The organism is Citrobacter sp. Cpo032 (assembly GCF_030332975.1).
GTDB classification, from domain to species: domain Bacteria; phylum Pseudomonadota; class Gammaproteobacteria; order Enterobacterales; family Enterobacteriaceae; genus Citrobacter; species Citrobacter portucalensis.
In genome coordinates, this window is record NZ_JAOWGU010000047.1 from 284,564 (window position 1) to 298,989 (window position 14,426).

At 45.4% G+C, this 14,426-nt stretch carries 14 protein-coding genes and 1 pseudogene; 8 read left to right on the forward strand and 7 right to left on the reverse strand.

Going from position 1 to position 14,426, the window contains the following annotated elements:
- Positions 1–196: 196 nt before the first annotated feature.
- A complete protein-coding gene (locus tag OGY33_RS17860; protein WP_191238425.1) occupies positions 197–2,596 on the reverse strand; it encodes an amidohydrolase family protein in 2,400 nt (799 codons plus the stop codon).
- 18 nt (positions 2,597–2,614) lie between these two features.
- Positions 2,615–5,356, reverse strand: a complete 2,742-nt coding sequence (locus OGY33_RS17865) for a P-loop NTPase fold protein (protein WP_410739346.1) — start codon at positions 5,354–5,356, stop codon at positions 2,615–2,617.
- A gap of 697 nt (positions 5,357–6,053) precedes the next feature.
- Between OGY33_RS17865 and OGY33_RS17870 the strand changes: the two are divergent.
- A pseudogene (locus OGY33_RS17870) lies at positions 6,054–6,167 on the forward strand (phosphorothioated DNA-binding restriction endonuclease); the annotation flags it as partial.
- A gap of 412 nt (positions 6,168–6,579) precedes the next feature.
- Here OGY33_RS17870 and OGY33_RS17875 read toward each other — a convergent pair.
- Genes OGY33_RS17875 through OGY33_RS17885 form a run of 3 tightly spaced genes read right to left on the reverse strand, consistent with a single transcriptional unit; the run spans position 6,580 to position 7,847 of the window.
- Complete coding sequence (locus OGY33_RS17875; protein WP_191238426.1) at positions 6,580–6,915, reverse strand: hypothetical protein; 336 nt, start codon at positions 6,913–6,915, stop codon at positions 6,580–6,582.
- A 30-nt stretch (positions 6,916–6,945) separates the two neighbouring features.
- On the reverse strand, positions 6,946–7,305 hold the full coding sequence (locus OGY33_RS17880) for an acyl-CoA dehydrogenase (RefSeq protein ID WP_191238427.1): 360 nt from the start codon (positions 7,303–7,305) through the stop codon (positions 6,946–6,948).
- 14 nt (positions 7,306–7,319) lie between these two features.
- A complete protein-coding gene (locus tag OGY33_RS17885) occupies positions 7,320–7,847 on the reverse strand; it encodes a hypothetical protein (RefSeq protein ID WP_191238428.1) in 528 nt (175 codons plus the stop codon).
- A gap of 190 nt (positions 7,848–8,037) precedes the next feature.
- Between OGY33_RS17885 and OGY33_RS17890 the strand changes: the two genes are divergently transcribed.
- The 5 genes from OGY33_RS17890 (at position 8,038) to OGY33_RS17910 (ending at position 11,084) form a co-directional block, all read left to right on the forward strand.
- Entirely contained in the window at positions 8,038–8,412 is a 375-nt protein-coding gene (locus OGY33_RS17890) for a helix-turn-helix domain-containing protein (RefSeq protein WP_089579905.1), read from the forward strand.
- Between the two features lie 268 nt (positions 8,413–8,680).
- Positions 8,681–9,073 carry a DUF2787 family protein gene (locus OGY33_RS17895; RefSeq protein WP_191239015.1) on the forward strand — a complete coding sequence of 131 codons (393 nt, stop codon included), beginning with the start codon at positions 8,681–8,683 and terminating at the stop codon, positions 9,071–9,073.
- Positions 9,074–9,192: 119 nt separating this feature from the next.
- Positions 9,193–9,654 (forward strand): hypothetical protein, encoded by a 462-nt coding sequence (locus OGY33_RS17900; protein WP_191239016.1) that lies wholly within the window; start codon positions 9,193–9,195, stop codon positions 9,652–9,654.
- A 1-nt stretch (position 9,655) separates the two neighbouring features.
- Positions 9,656–10,108, forward strand: coding sequence for a RadC family protein (radC, locus tag OGY33_RS17905; protein ID WP_191238429.1), 453 nt, complete (start codon positions 9,656–9,658; stop codon positions 10,106–10,108).
- Between the two features lie 46 nt (positions 10,109–10,154).
- Positions 10,155–11,084, forward strand: coding sequence for a tyrosine-type recombinase/integrase (locus tag OGY33_RS17910; RefSeq protein ID WP_191238430.1), 930 nt, complete (start codon positions 10,155–10,157; stop codon positions 11,082–11,084).
- On the opposite strand, the gene OGY33_RS17915 is transcribed toward OGY33_RS17910, so the two are convergent.
- Positions 11,081–11,686, reverse strand: a complete 606-nt coding sequence (locus tag OGY33_RS17915) for a hypothetical protein (RefSeq protein WP_191238431.1) — start codon at positions 11,684–11,686, stop codon at positions 11,081–11,083. The genes OGY33_RS17910 and OGY33_RS17915 overlap by 4 nt on opposite strands.
- Positions 11,687–12,101: 415 nt before the next feature.
- Here OGY33_RS17915 and OGY33_RS17920 point away from each other — a divergent pair, with 415 nt between their 5' ends.
- Positions 12,102–12,437: a hypothetical protein gene (locus tag OGY33_RS17920; RefSeq protein ID WP_191238432.1), complete on the forward strand. Its 336-nt coding sequence runs from the start codon at positions 12,102–12,104 to the stop codon at positions 12,435–12,437.
- Positions 12,438–13,067: 630 nt separating this feature from the next.
- Entirely contained in the window at positions 13,068–13,214 is a 147-nt protein-coding gene (locus OGY33_RS17925; protein ID WP_191238433.1) for a helix-turn-helix transcriptional regulator, read from the forward strand.
- A gap of 1 nt (position 13,215) precedes the next feature.
- Here OGY33_RS17925 and OGY33_RS17930 read toward each other — a convergent pair.
- A protein-coding gene (locus OGY33_RS17930) for an IS3 family transposase (RefSeq protein WP_191238548.1) occupies positions 13,216–14,363 on the reverse strand; the annotation gives its coding sequence in 2 pieces (ribosomal slippage) (positions 13,216–14,126 and positions 14,126–14,363; 1,149 coding nt in all).
- Between the last annotated feature and the right edge of the window lie 63 nt (positions 14,364–14,426).

The following is a 14,426-nucleotide window of genomic DNA, read 5'->3' on the forward strand; positions in this document are numbered from 1 at the left end:
TTCATGAGATTCGTTGGAACCTCATGAGACAGCAGATTTTATTTAGATGTTGAACTGTGATTTTAATCGTATCTTATTGATATTTATTATTTATCAAAAGCTATGTCTTAAAAATACTCATTCTTGTACTCATTTTGGAGTTGGCTTGCTTGATAGCCAGCAAAGTGCTATGTCATCAAACCCCAATGTACGAGCGCTACTTGGCATCGTGAAAGCGAAAAATTCGTCCATTCTCGTTCACTTCCGCAACCTTTCTCAAAGCCTCTGCTGGCGACAAACTGAACTTTCGGGTTAACACAACGAACAGGTGATAGAACTCGGATTTCAAATCCGCTGCGAAGATCCCAGGATCATCAGATCCTAGACAAATAGACATAGGGACATCACCTTCAATCACCTCATTCGGCAAGCCCATCCAGCGAAAGATATGATGTTCGCTGACATCTCGATACTGGCTGATACGGGTATTGCTGGTCGGAGGGCACTCAATCGCTATGTTTCGGCCTGCCATTTTTGCCATCACAGCTTGTTGTAATGCAACAACTGCTTCATCCGGCAAATATTCTAGGGCAACTTCAACATATTCTGCACGCTGCTTTCGCACATTGTCAGATGTAAGCCATTGCTTATACAACTTTAGTGGTCTTTTCATTCCTGCAGTTTTAGCCAACTCTCTAGCATGCTCAAACTCTTCCAACCAGAGGGATTTGGTTTTCAACGGCCCATCCAATTCACCCAGTAGGCCTTCCGATTCTGCCAACACCCCCCTCAACTCAAACACCTGATCAAGGGTGGTAATCGAGATTTCTTCTTCTAGCGAAAAAACCTCATGTGCCAAATGAACCGCCTCAATCGCTGCATCACTAGCGTAACGCAGCAGTTCCGGATGACTTCGAAGTTCTCTCCAGATAAACACCAAATCGAGCAATCTCGTTTCTTTGTTCATGGACAAAGACAATGGCAAAGAGCGTTTCCAGATGCCAGGTGTGATGCCAATCGCCGTGCAGTGACCAAGACGGTCGCCATTCCGCAAAGGCAAAAATCTCAAAGCATCATCAATTGATCGAATACCACTAATCAGATGCGGAAAGTCCTCGCCAACATGATAGGTAAAATGAGCAATACCGGATTTGGCTAGTACCCGGAACAAAGGGCCAAACAACTCCGGTGGAGCGTGCATCTCATTAGCTGCGGCATCTACTCCTCTAATCCATTTTGTCAAACGTGGTTCATGATTCAGGATGTCCATCAGAATAGCAGCCTGATTCTTCAAATCCTTGAACAGAAACGCGTAGGGATAGACTTCATCTTTTTTGGGCTTTTTCTTGATAAAGTGCGGCACTAGTGCCAGCTCGGCACATATACTGCCAGGCTTAACCTGCTCAAGATTATCGAGCACCTGAGTAATATTCAGTGGCTGGGAATGCTCCCAATTTATGGACATATGACATTTGAGGTATTCCCAGTACCCACGCAAAACGCTGAAGAGCAGTTTTTGCATTTTGCTGGGGTCGCTCTTCGGAGCAAAGCGTCCTTCCAGATAACGCACCTGAGAATATATACCGGCGCCATGTGCATGTTTGAAACGAGACAAATAAGATTTCTCGGTTTCTTCTCTCAGCTCCGTCATGGTGTATTTCTGGAACTGATCAAAACCGAAAAAATCGTCTCTCTGAACTAGCAGCGTCAAATACTGGTTCTGAATCAGCAGGTAAATCCAAAGCAGTCGTTCCAATCCTTCGGGCGCACCATACCGCCATTTTTCCAATACCCCGGTTAGCCAGCAAAATTCAGATTCCTGACTATATTTGCGGTCCGTTGGCCAAATCGTCGCAAACTCATGCTCCATACCCTGATGCAGAATTGTGCTGTTCGCCAACTGCTGTGGGTGCTGCAATGATGTCATCCACTCTGGCAACTCCATGCCCTGAGCTACCCGACAAAGGATTTCGCGAATATTGTTGGCAACCTGCAAACGATCCTGGAAGGTTTTGGGCGTCAGTGAGGAATCAATCTGGCCACAGAGTTGTTTCATCTCTTGCGAGACCCATCCCTTATCGAAATCTCTGACGGCCACTTCTGGGTGCCTGAGTGCATCCAGCCAGCACTCTTCCGCACTGGTACTACCATTCAGATGCTGGTGAGTTTCGTGCAGGCGTTCACGGGTAATGTAGTCCTCAACAGTCGGGTGATAAGGGTACAAAGGCCAGTGAAAACAATATTCCTGACTGGCAGATCCAGGATTAATGACCTGATGACACGCCATAACCGGCAGGCACGACACACGGCTCATCAGAGTTTGCCATTCCGAGAATAAAGCAAGATCGGTTCTGGGGCCATCTTTCTCGTTTTTAACAAATTTTTCAGCGATCAGGCGTAAGGCCGCTACCGGACCAAGTTTCATATTTCGCTGTTTGAGTTGCTGTTCCAGGGATGACCAAGCCGATTTGGCTACATGATCAGGCAAACTACGCGTTTGTTCGTATTGAGCAAGGAACACGGATGATTCCACCCTGTCATCAAGTGATACTTCATCCAATGATACGTTACTTAGCCGATCCAACAGTACTGTTGAGTTAAGAAGAAAGCGTTCCATATCCGATCCTTAAACAGATTAATCTTGGCCATTATCTGACGAATATGTTTTATCTTTCTTTGCCAATTTTGAATCATATGGAGCAGCAGCAATACTGGTGACATGCAAGTTTCTAATTCCCAGACCTGAAAACGAGGGATCATTTTTTTCCATATTATCGAAATCCACATTCTTACTGAATTCTCCACCAATAATCGTATCCAAACAATTAAGAAAGGATTTTTCTTGCTGGAGGAGTTGCGTATCGGCCGAATTAATTCCACCAAAAGGAAAAAGAAATGGATGTATTAACGGGCACTTTATAATGAGATAAAAAATCGGATGGGTTTTTATCAACCCGCCTAAATCCTCTATTGAATCCAGTTTGGTGACGAATTGACCAACGGATGTAACAGGATTTTGCTTAAACTTAACAGAAATACTAGACAATGAGTTCTCGTCAATCCGATGATAAGCATCTTCTTCAACCAGTACCGCGTGAAGGAATGCCAATATATTAAATCGCATAATTTTTGCAGCATTGGTATATTTTGCATATTTTCCTTGGTGCGCATCTTCATCACCACCAAGTAACGCTTTATGCTTTTCAGATATAGAGGACAAATTAAAAAATAACCGGGTCCATATCTTACCAATCAATATAGAGGAAGGTTTTATTTTTGGTGACTCTTGACGAACAAGACGATTCCAAACAATAAGCGCCGTCATTGCTTCACTAATTTCCTTTTCACTAACAATGTCCTGATCTTCCACCTCTTCGACTGTGCCTTTATCCATATGTTTAGACCATATAGGCGCAACACAAGTGGGTTTCGCCAAAACCTTCAGTAAAGCCTTATTAAATACCTGCTCGCCCATATTTATTTCTGAGCTAGCGTCATCTTCCACTAGGTTATTCGTATCAATATCCGCTAGATCAGCAATGGCGCCAATTAGGTTGAAAACAGACAGAAAATCCGATGGGACTGGCGTCAATGAGGAGCTTAGAGAGGCTGCAACAGCAAGCTTCGCCAATCCATTTTCTGAATTTATATTTAATGCTTTGTATACCCCTTTCTCACCACGATTTTTCTTATTTACTTGTATCATTCCAAGATATACACCTGCTGATTGGGATGGCAACCCATCATCAGAGATAACGGCACAACTTCTATTCGCCCAATTGGTAACACTTTCACGACGACCAATTGACATATATGACTTAAACTCTACATCTATACTTGGTCGAGTTTTCTCTACATCTCCTCCAAGTCGCTTCTTCACATGATCAAAGAGACTGACACTGCCACATCCAACCAGCATAAGTTGAAGTATTCGTGAAAGACTTCCTCCACACAAAGCACTTACTTGAGAGGATAAATAAACAGAGCAATTCCTGAGAGCTTCAGAACTTGATTGAGGTCGAAGATAAAATCCGGTATTAACCTCTTGATCCTGACGTGAGTAGCTAAATATATCATCACACAAAGAATCCATACCAAACCGATGCTGCTCATAATTCAAACCCACCCTATAAATACTACTAAGCATTGCTCCATATAACGAATCCCTCAGCAAAACACTTTCAGATATACCAGATACATGCAAACGGGAGTAATAATCCTGCATCACCTGCATTAACAACCTAACCGGTTGCTTCAAAAGCTCATCAACATACATATCAAGATCGGAGCCAACCCGTATGTTCAAACCATTCGAAACAATATTCTCCAAAGCACTCCTAACAGTATTGATCTTTATTCCATCTGTGGTTTTACTGTATAAAACCTTAATCTTTTCAGAGCTTTGATCTCGTCCTTTCTCTCCCACCAGTTGCAACATGGTTTTCAACTGCATACGCTTCTGTACTGGAAACAGTTTTAACAAATATTGCTGTTCAAGGTGTTCCACCATATAGCCCCGTTCGGCTAAGCGGGCGCTCTCTTTTTCCTGATCGAGCAAAGTTTTGCTGTAATTTTCGTATTGCTTACCGCGAATCAACTGGGAATAAAGACGCAAATCCCCGGTCGCCACTACCACCAATTTCTGGCTGTTAAAGAATTTTCGAATAGATTCAAGTACATCCCAACCCGTATCAAACTGCGTATCGATATCATCAAACGAGATCAAAATGGCCTTACAGCCGAGAATTTCACACGCACGTTCAACCAATTGATCAAAGATTTGCGATAAATTCTGGCCACCGATGGAGTAATCAAGCTGGGCATCCAGCTTCAAAGCGTCACTGAAATATTCCGGCTTGTATTCCTTGTCAGTCAGCAGATGAAGACCGCGCTTGAGCTGTTCAAGGTGACTCTGCCATTCTTCCTTTCGTTTTTTATGGTTATTCGACGACCAATCTCCTCTTAACTCGTCGGATACCATTTTGTTCAGACGGGCGGTCACCGTGACCAGAATGGGTTCATGACGCGGCAGCTTGGTAGGGTCGATGGTCGGCAGACACTTGATGCTAATGTTGGCATCATCTGTGCCACTGTTCAGTGATTTGACCACGCTATTGATAAAAGTTGTTTTACCTGCACCGCGAGTACCATCCACAAAGAACACATTACGGCCTGATTCATCAATAAATCGGGCAAGCCCTGATGGATTGTTGGATTTAGGGAGAGTAATCGAGCTTCGAATGCTTTCAACCAACTGAGTAAGCAACGCTTTCTGGATTAAGTCGCCTTCATTGGTACTGCCCGGAAGATTGGGGGCGAACAAGTCGATGATGATTTCGTTCGTCTCGTTGTTTTTTTTCTGCGTGTTATTAGTCATATCCGTATTGATCCAGTCATTTTGTTTTTTGCCAGCCTGTACACCAGAACTGGCGCTTTGAGTTTCCACTACATTGAATTCTCAATATTCTCCCCCTAAGTCAGCTCGCGGGGGCATGGAGTGAAGGTAAAACTGACCACTCCATTCAACCCATCCTCGCGATTGATGGTTCGTTGTATTGAGCTGGCATTAGCACGCACTGGAATCACGTATAACAATTTATTAGATTCCTAAATGGGTCAGTTAAACTCCTTATTTGGAGATCTTTCATGCATTCTAAAGAATGCTGACTTCTGGTATAATTACCTGTTTTTACGATGTTATCATAGGAATATCCAAAAGAGAGAACGAGAAAACACGACGAAGCATGAATCGTTATGATCCCTGCAAATAGTGCGGCATTCCAGGAGCCTTTCGCCACTTGGCTATCCCTCAGTATGAATCTGAATCTAGGCAACATACCAACTGCGACTGACATAATCTGTCAGTACACATCTGTTATTCATTTCTGGGCAATCCAAGCCACCGGCCGACAAGAGCGAGCACAGGTCTGCATGATGGTGATCCTGTAAACGGTCGTGTTTGCCGGACAGCTGTCGCAGGCATTTTCATTACTGCCTAAGAGATGCAGAACGATGAGTTTCTTACCGAGTTGTTACAGGTACGGCGGAACAGCAGCTGCAGGACATTATCGTGCCCTTACGAAGTACCCAAGGGGCTGGCGCTGTGCGCGATTCATCATAAAGCGTTTGGCCGAGGCTCGATTGACTTGGATGAAAATATGCGTGCGGTGGTTTTCGATGAGGTGAACGTCGATGATGGGCGAATTACAATGCTGTCCTCCACGCTTCTGACACTAGGTACACTAATCCCTCTTCCTCGAACAATTGCGGGGCATCCCTGGTGTGACATCTTCCTAGTCTGAATAATAACGACAATATCGACTATAATTGTATATGCACGTTACATCGGCTAAATTTCGTTTAGTATCTACAGCAGTTGCGATTGTGCTGACTCTACACGTTCCTGGCCGATTAGATTTGATAATGAATGGCACATCAGCAGGAACATCTTTTTCTGGGGTAGTTGTATTTAGTGTAACTAATCAACTAAATGCGATAATAGCTACAATGGTAAATGTGATTATCTTATTCGTGAGGATTCCTTTTGGGATAAACATCAATTACTTTACCCAAAAGGAATTCTAATATTAACTAAGGTTATTATAAACCAGATACATTTATATAAAATTGCCCTTTGCCATCGTCAGTTTTCTGAATCCGGTAGATGACTGGTAGGGAATTTTGCAAGTCTGGTTTTGTAAATGTTAAATCAGCCGCGCACTGATAAACATCAAGCCCTGATTCATGGCTTATTGTTCTGACATTTTCTACTGTAATCCGCACATCCTTATCCAGTGTCATTCCTTTCTCGATTGTCTTTCTGGCAATATCCACGACCAGATTTTTAGCGTCATCACTACTACATTTTGGCGTTTTCTCGCCACAGCCAGCCAGCAAACCCATGGATATTAATACCAGAAGTATTGCTCTTTTCATCTGTAGTTCCTTCGTAAATTAATGATACTTTTACTTCTTATTAAATAGACCATCCATTGCGCCTGCTGCAGAAGCCCCGCAGTATCCCTCGCAACCACGAGTCATAATGCTGGCATTACCGTTATGCAGTTCACTAATTACTGCAACACATTGGCTGGTATTGTCATTCCAGACCCAGCGATGTTTCTGGTTTTCTCCGGCAGCTATTTGTTGTGCTGTACCCTCCATATTGCATACGCCCGAACCATCCCCCGTTGAAGCATTAATGTTGAATTCAGCGTTATTCTGCCCCGGATGCAGGGTTAGAACCGCTCCGGGTTTTACGTACTGCGCTGCCGCAGCCGGAAGTGTTATGGCTGCCATCAATAAAGCCAGCAGTTTTCTGTTCATTATTTAAATCCTTGTTAAGTGATACGGATGTTTTTGGTGATTTTCCCAAATGCCAGCGGTCTGCGTTTTTCCACAAAGAAATAGACCACATTGAAAGCTGATTTACGGTGATTCCTTTGACCGAGAGAGGGCCAGTTGCGGGAGGATTCAATCTGTTCTTCTGAATAGGGCGAGTAAGAAAAGTCCAACAGCACAAGCAAGGCTTTGCCATCGTGCTTCATTAACTTCTTAACTTCAGTGCTATTTACAGTTGCGGAGACATTCGAACATGCCGCAGTTGGTTTACGTACTGCAAACTCAACGGCTACATCATCAATGACAAAATCAATGTAACCGTGCCCGGATACAGTTCTTGGCAGCTTGCTTTTTACTTCCGGTGAGACATTATCTGCAAACCAACCCAACAAATAGCAACGTACCAGAGGCAATAATTCCCGCTCGCTACATTCGTTCAGACGCAGTGTTTTGACAAATTCTCGCCGGTAAAGAGAGTTGAAAAAGTACTCAAAGCAATCCGTTATCTCAGTAATGGTGGTTGCCACAATGTTCTCCTTTTTGCCCACCTTTGCTCTGCTGCTCAACTGAGTGGGCTTCCAATCCAGCTTAGTTGACCGGTTGCAGTCGTTTATGTCTATAAATGATATGGTGGTTAATTTTATGTCCATTACTGATGTTCATGCAAGAGTAAAAAAGCCCCAGAATTCCTCTTATGGATGTTCTGGAGATAAAATGATGGTTAAACTGATGGCAGATTCAGCTGATAAGCTGGTAGGGCAGCGTATTCAGACTAGACGTAAAGAAGCTGGGCTTACTGCTGCCGAGCTTGCAGAGACTATCGATATCTCTCAACAACAACTTTCCCGCTATGAACGCGGAACGAATAAGATCAATATTGCTCATTTAGTCAAAATTGCCGTTGCTTTAAAAACTCCAATCAGCTGGTTCTTTATTGATTGTATGGAGGATTTAAATGTTTCTGATATCCCGATTAACTATGCCACTGGGCTTGACGTTGAATTAAAACAACGTCTCGAGCAAGTCTGGAATAAGCTAGATAACACTAAGAGGAAAAGCTTAATTATGTTTTTAGATGAGTTTATAAAATAACAACCAAATTAGTTCCTGGGTGAAACTATTTGCATTAAAAGCATAGCCCTGATAAAATAACATTGCTGGATAGTGTCATATTGTCCAGTAGCTAATACAAACTAATTGCCAACTTAGCATTTCATTTTATTATCCCATCCTGATGGGAGGGCGTCTATCGTTTAAGCAGTCAGTATGGCAATGGTCAATTATTGGGTTGTATCATCAATTCAAATGCATATTTTCCGGAATAAAAACGATGAATATTATCCATCAGGAAGGGCTAGCTATGCCCGTCGATCAGGAATTAATAAATATCATATTAAATGAAGCGGTAAATCCACCGCCGCATAAAACCAAAATTACAGCCGTCAGTCTATTATTTAAAGACATGAGTTACGGCGCTGAAAAGGGCGGTTACCATCCCGTCGAAATACGGCTTATTTCACGCAATGATGAATGGTATTTCGATTATATTACCGATTTCAGTTATATGGGGACGGTATACCCCGAACTGGAAAAGGACATTGATATCAGCTGGAGTCAGCAGTATGTCTTTCTTGCTTATGTTGGTGACCTGCCTGTTAACGCCGGAAGGGAGCTGTTTAAACTCTGGCAATCCAACTTTATTCAGTATCACGCCATGAACGTCTACACCATTACCGTCCTGTGGGAAAGCTAATTCCTCTGCACTAACTATCACTACTTTATGGGGAATTATCTGTGAGAACTGACAGAGGTATACGTGCGTCTCAACAGGGCGAACTGGACTGTCTTTGCGGTGCTTATTGCATGGTTAACATGCTGAGCTGGCTGTTTGACGGCAGGGTGAAACGACGCCCGTTAATGAACCGGCTTATTCAGGCTTATCAGCAGCGTTGGCCCTTGCATGAATGGCTGACTGAAGGGATTGAAGAAGACCGTTTAGACTGGCTGATAGCTCAGGTATTGCAGAAAGGGTATTACAGCCGCCAGTTCCCGGTTGAAATCACTAAGCCCTTCGCCGGGAAACGGGGGTTAACAGATGGGCGGCTGTTCAGGGAAATGCAGCGGTTTCTTGACGTCACTGACCACTCCCGCCTGATTATGCTCAGCGACCAGTTTCACTGGTCCCTTATGGTCAAAATGGATGAGGAAACTCTCTGTTTCTTCGACAGCAACGGGCGAACCACCATGCCTCGCAAAGCTTTCTCCCTGCGTACTGGCGTAACCCGCCGCCAGCTGTTCCCCGACGCCATTTACTTCATTGAACGGGAATTCTGATATGACCATGTTTACCCAGCGTGAAACCCGTATCCTTGACCAGGCGCGTGACATCATCAGCCGGTACTATCAGCGTGGGGTTCAACTCTGCTCCCCTGATGATGTGCGACGGTGCGTAATGGTTGAGCTGGCACCGCTCGAACATGAAGAGTTTGGCATCATCCTGCTCGATAATCAGAATCAGCTGCTGCACCGCGAAATCCTGTTCAGGGGCACATTAAACTCGGTCAGCGTTCACCCCCGCGAAGTTATCAAACATGTGCTGAAACATAACGCTGCCGCAGCCATCCTGGTCCACAACCACCCCAGCGGAGAGCCTGAACCCAGCCGCTGCGATATCAAGTTGACTAAAAAGCTTCAGGAGCTGCTGGAAATGTTGGATGTGCGGTTACTTGATCACTTTATCGTGGCGGGAACTGAAACGGTGTCGATGGCTGAACGGGGGCTGGTGTGATTCTGAAAGTTACCTGGTTTAATGTACGTTATTACGGGTTAGGCGCATGAGCAGGGCTGCGTTACGTCAGGTTGTGCCGGTGGTACAAACCACCGTGTTTGATGCGTATATCAGTGGTCTTGCACCATCGGGACGGCGGGGCATCACCAGCCTGTTAAACCGCAGCGCCAGCATACTTAAACGCGGTGTGGATGCAGAAGACTATCCGTGGGAACAACTCAACTACGCCGCCGTCGCTAAAGTACGTACGGCACTGCTGGATGACGGTTACGCCGTGTCGTCGGTGAACATGGCGTTATCATCACTGCGGGGCGTGGCGCAGACGGCCTTTAACCTCAACTGCATGGATGCCGAAACGCTGGCCCGTATCCGGTCAGTTAAGCGCGTGAGCGGCGATATCCAGCGCAAGGGAAGGGCGCTGGACAGGCAGGAAATTCGCGCGCTGATTCATGCCGCAAAACAGCATCCGCAACCGGTACGGCGCTACCGTGATGTCGCTATTGTGCTGACACTTTGTGGAACGGGCCTGCGTGCCGGAGAACTGGTCAAACTTGAGCGCCGGGACTATTACAACGGCATTCTGACGGTCAGGCAAGGGAAGGGGCGTAAATACCGTGAAATTCACGTGGCGGATGCGGTGGACAAGGCCATCCGCGCATGGCTGAAAGTTGGCGCAGATGAAGCTGACAGCGCACTGTTCAACCGTATCCAGCGCAACGGTAAGGTCGCCAGCCAGCCTCTGACAACAACCGGGTTAACGGGTATCCTGGAACAGTTACAGCAAGCATCAGGCATAGCGCGGTTTACCCCGCATGATATGCGGCGTACCTTCATCACCCGTTTGCTGGAGCAGGGCGTGGATATCAACACCGTACGCCAGTTGGCAGGTCACAGCGACATATCCACGACGACGCGCTATGACTGTCGTGGCGAGAGCATGAAAATCAGTGCCAGCAAACGCATCAGGTGTTTTTAGCTGTTGAGACTACTGTCAGTAGCGATTGCAGTTTTATCTTCAGCACTCAGCCGCGCGTACTTTTGATTCTGGACATTAATCAGTGCATTGATATTTTCAGGCTGAAGCATCCACGCAACATCCTCTCGCGTCCATTGTTCACTGTTAGAGAATTGATTAAATGACGGTTTCCCCGGCCCGCATTCGTTAAGTTTTGCTGCCACCGATGCACATTTCTCACGATCTGACTCTCCCGTATAAAGCTTGTCAAAACGACCTTTAACGAGCTGGTAAACAGTGTAGATTTCCAGTGCCTTAGGGGATCTGGCCGGAACTATCATGGGTGGCTCCTCCAGCCCATAAATCCCGTTATGCTTTCCTTCACTGAATAGATCGTTAAACATGTGATTCACACATGCGCTCAGCACATCCGCCGCTTTCTCTGCGTCGAATTTATCCGGGCTAAAACCCGCTCCCGTTAGTTTCCTGGCAATCAGTGCCAGTTTTTGCCGAGTATCCCGTCCCAGATAAAGCTTCTTCTCCAGAAATTCAAAGACCTCGTTACTGCTTTTCCGTTCCCGGTGGCATCTGGCGTCAGCCTTGTTGCTTTGGTTACCAATCATCGTCACCTCCGTGACAGTTATTTGTACGAAATGTCATCATTGAGCCTCAGTGAACATTACGTCTTTATATGACCATTCTGGAGACAGAAATCGGTGCTCTCGAATGACATCCACTTGAAAGATGCCCTTAACCTGCTCAGCGAAGGCATCGTTGGGCGAATCCTTGCGTTTTTTGGTGGTTGTAAATATTGCCTTCCAAAAACAGCTTATAAGGAGCACTGGTATGAACACCCACCGTAATCACTGTAAAAACGAGATTCATCGTATGACATAAGGAACTGTAACCACAATGAACCAACGTATTAAGAAAGGTTTATTTTCCGCGCTGTGACGCTAATTGATAGCAAAAAATTAGCTTACCTAGAAACTAATATTGATTTCAGGGCCAACATCCAACTGTTGGCGGAGGAGTAAAATGAAAACGATTAAACGTGAAACTTCTGCATCCACAATAAAGTTAACGCCGTGGTTTGAAACTATGGGGCAACAGATTGGTTTATCGCAACGCACAATCGATGCCATTATGGCGGATAATCAGTCGCGGATAAGAAAGCTCAATAAGGAAGGAGCCCGACACGTTCGTATCAGTATGGAGGATCATGAAAACTACAAACAAGTTGCTTGGGGGATTGGAGGGGCCGGCCAGTTAGCAATGATACTACAGAGGTGCACATACATTCCTTGTGGAAGTCAGGCCTGTTCACAGTGTGTTACAGCAAAACAACTACACCAGCAAGCCATTGATTTATAAGGTGATTTTAATAATCATCGCAACCATGTTATCGTCAGGTACAGCAGCACAGATTTGTCGGCGAGTGATTTGCTCGATATGCATAACCTTTCATGGTCTTATAATGGTAGGTAGTTATTGCTAACAACACCTTTAAGTTGATTAAATAAACAGTTCCCCGTTGATGCAGCAGTTAGCGGGGAAACTTAAGTGCTACGGGTAATTCCTTGCCTGTAGTTCTTATGAGCCTGCCATCACAATTTCTCATGCAACTTTCCAGCATTTTTACCCTGCCAAATTTTATCAAGGCAATCATTTCGGCTACATTCGATGACCCTTTCAGTCGTTATTAAATTCAATTCCTGTTCATTACATGTGATTTTCTGTTTTTCCACTCCAAAGAGCGCTATTTTTTCTCAGCATAATAATCGCCAGTTCTATATTTTTTTTGATTGTTATTTAACCGTTGAGCCTCAGTGGGTGTGGCGTGATTTAATGGTCATTATTGGGATGATTTATGTCGTCCCATGACGTACTAATTTCGAAAGAAAGCCAAAGATTGACGTCTGGAGCTCAATCCGAAGCAAATCCTTGAGATTTTTCATGCTTGTAAATAGCTCAGCTCCTGAAACAGCTCAAAGGAGCACAAGCATGAACACCAACCGTATTCTCCGTAAAAAAGAAGTTCTTAACCTGACCGGGATCTCGTCCGCGACGTTGTACCGACTCATAGCTAAAGGAGACTTTCCAAAATCTAAGAAACTGACTGGTGATAGCGGTCTGAATCGCCACGGATAATCTAGACACTTCCGAGCCGTTGATAATACTGGTTTTCATATTCTGTCGGTGACATCTGATTGCTCGAACCATGCCGACGCTTACTGTTATAAAACATTTCGATGTAATCAAAAATATCGCTGCGGGCTTCTTCCCGCGTTCCGTAGATCTTTTTCTTTATCCGTTCGCGTTTCAGCAACTGGAAAAAGCTTTCTGCAACCGCATTATCGTGACAGTTACCGCGACGGCTCATGCTCCCCTCCAGGCCGTGTGATTTCAGGAACGACTGCCACTCATGGCTTGTGTACTGACTGCCCTGGTCCGAATGAACCAGCACCTGTTTTTGGGGATTACGCCGCCATACAGCCATCAGCAGTGCGTTCAGGACAATGTCCTTTGTCATCCGGGATTGCATTGACCAGCCGATAATTTTGCGTGAGAACAGATCAACAACCACAGCAAGATACAGCCAGCCTTCGTGGGTCCTGATGTAGGTTATGTCCGTTACCCAACGCTTATCCGGAGCATCCGGATTGAACTGTCGCTGGAGCCTGTTGGGCGATACGATACTGGCCTCGCCTTTGCGTGCCCACGGGCTCCGGTACCCGACCTGAGCCTTTATCCCGGCACGATTCATCAGTCGCCAGACTCTGTTCACTCCGCACTGTTGACCGCTATCCCGCAAGTCCAGATGGATCTTGCGATAACCATAAACGCAACCGGACTCCAGCCAGAACTGTTTGATCTGTCCCGTCAGTCTCAGATCTACCTGGTGGCGCTGAGAATACGGTTGCTTAAACCAGGCGTAAAAGCCACTGGGATGAACATCCAGCACCCTGCAGAGCAGACGAACAGGCCAGCAACGGGAGTTGTCACGAATAAAGGCGTACCTCAGTCGGACAGCTTTGCGAAGTACGCCGCGGCTTTTTTTAATATGTCCCGTTCGTCAGTAACCCGCTTCAACTCCTTCTGGAGTCGGCGGATCTCGGCCTGAGCATCTGACTGTTCTTTATTAGTGGATGAGTCCGGACCGTACTTCTTTATCCAGGCGTAAAGGCTGTGGGTGGTGATATCGAGACGTGTTGCAACGCTGGAAACAGAATGACCGCGATCAATAACCTGTTTGACTGCTTCAATTTTAAACTCTTCGGGATAACGTTTACCGCTCATGGGCACCTCTCTTTAAGTCATCTTAAATGACTCCGAGGTGTCTGTTAAACCCGTGGCGATTCA

Coding starts and splice junctions, on each gene's coding strand:
- OGY33_RS17860 (WP_191238425.1), bottom strand. CDS start 2,596: ATGGAACGCTTTCTTCTTAACTCAACAGTACTGTTGGATCGGCTAAGT.
- OGY33_RS17865 (WP_410739346.1), bottom strand. CDS start 5,356: ATGACTAATAACACGCAGAAAAAAAACAACGAGACGAACGAAATCATC.
- OGY33_RS17875 (WP_191238426.1), bottom strand. CDS start 6,915: ATGAAAAGAGCAATACTTCTGGTATTAATATCCATGGGTTTGCTGGCT.
- OGY33_RS17880 (WP_191238427.1), bottom strand. CDS start 7,305: ATGAACAGAAAACTGCTGGCTTTATTGATGGCAGCCATAACACTTCCG.
- OGY33_RS17890 (WP_089579905.1), top strand. CDS start 8,038: ATGGTTAAACTGATGGCAGATTCAGCTGATAAGCTGGTAGGGCAGCGT.
- OGY33_RS17895 (WP_191239015.1), top strand. CDS start 8,681: ATGCCCGTCGATCAGGAATTAATAAATATCATATTAAATGAAGCGGTA.
- OGY33_RS17900 (WP_191239016.1), top strand. CDS start 9,193: ATGCTGAGCTGGCTGTTTGACGGCAGGGTGAAACGACGCCCGTTAATG.
- radC (WP_191238429.1), top strand. CDS start 9,656: ATGACCATGTTTACCCAGCGTGAAACCCGTATCCTTGACCAGGCGCGT.
- OGY33_RS17910 (WP_191238430.1), top strand. CDS start 10,155: ATGAGCAGGGCTGCGTTACGTCAGGTTGTGCCGGTGGTACAAACCACC.
- OGY33_RS17915 (WP_191238431.1), bottom strand. CDS start 11,686: ATGATTGGTAACCAAAGCAACAAGGCTGACGCCAGATGCCACCGGGAA.
- OGY33_RS17920 (WP_191238432.1), top strand. CDS start 12,102: ATGAAAACGATTAAACGTGAAACTTCTGCATCCACAATAAAGTTAACG.
- OGY33_RS17925 (WP_191238433.1), top strand. CDS start 13,068: ATGAACACCAACCGTATTCTCCGTAAAAAAGAAGTTCTTAACCTGACC.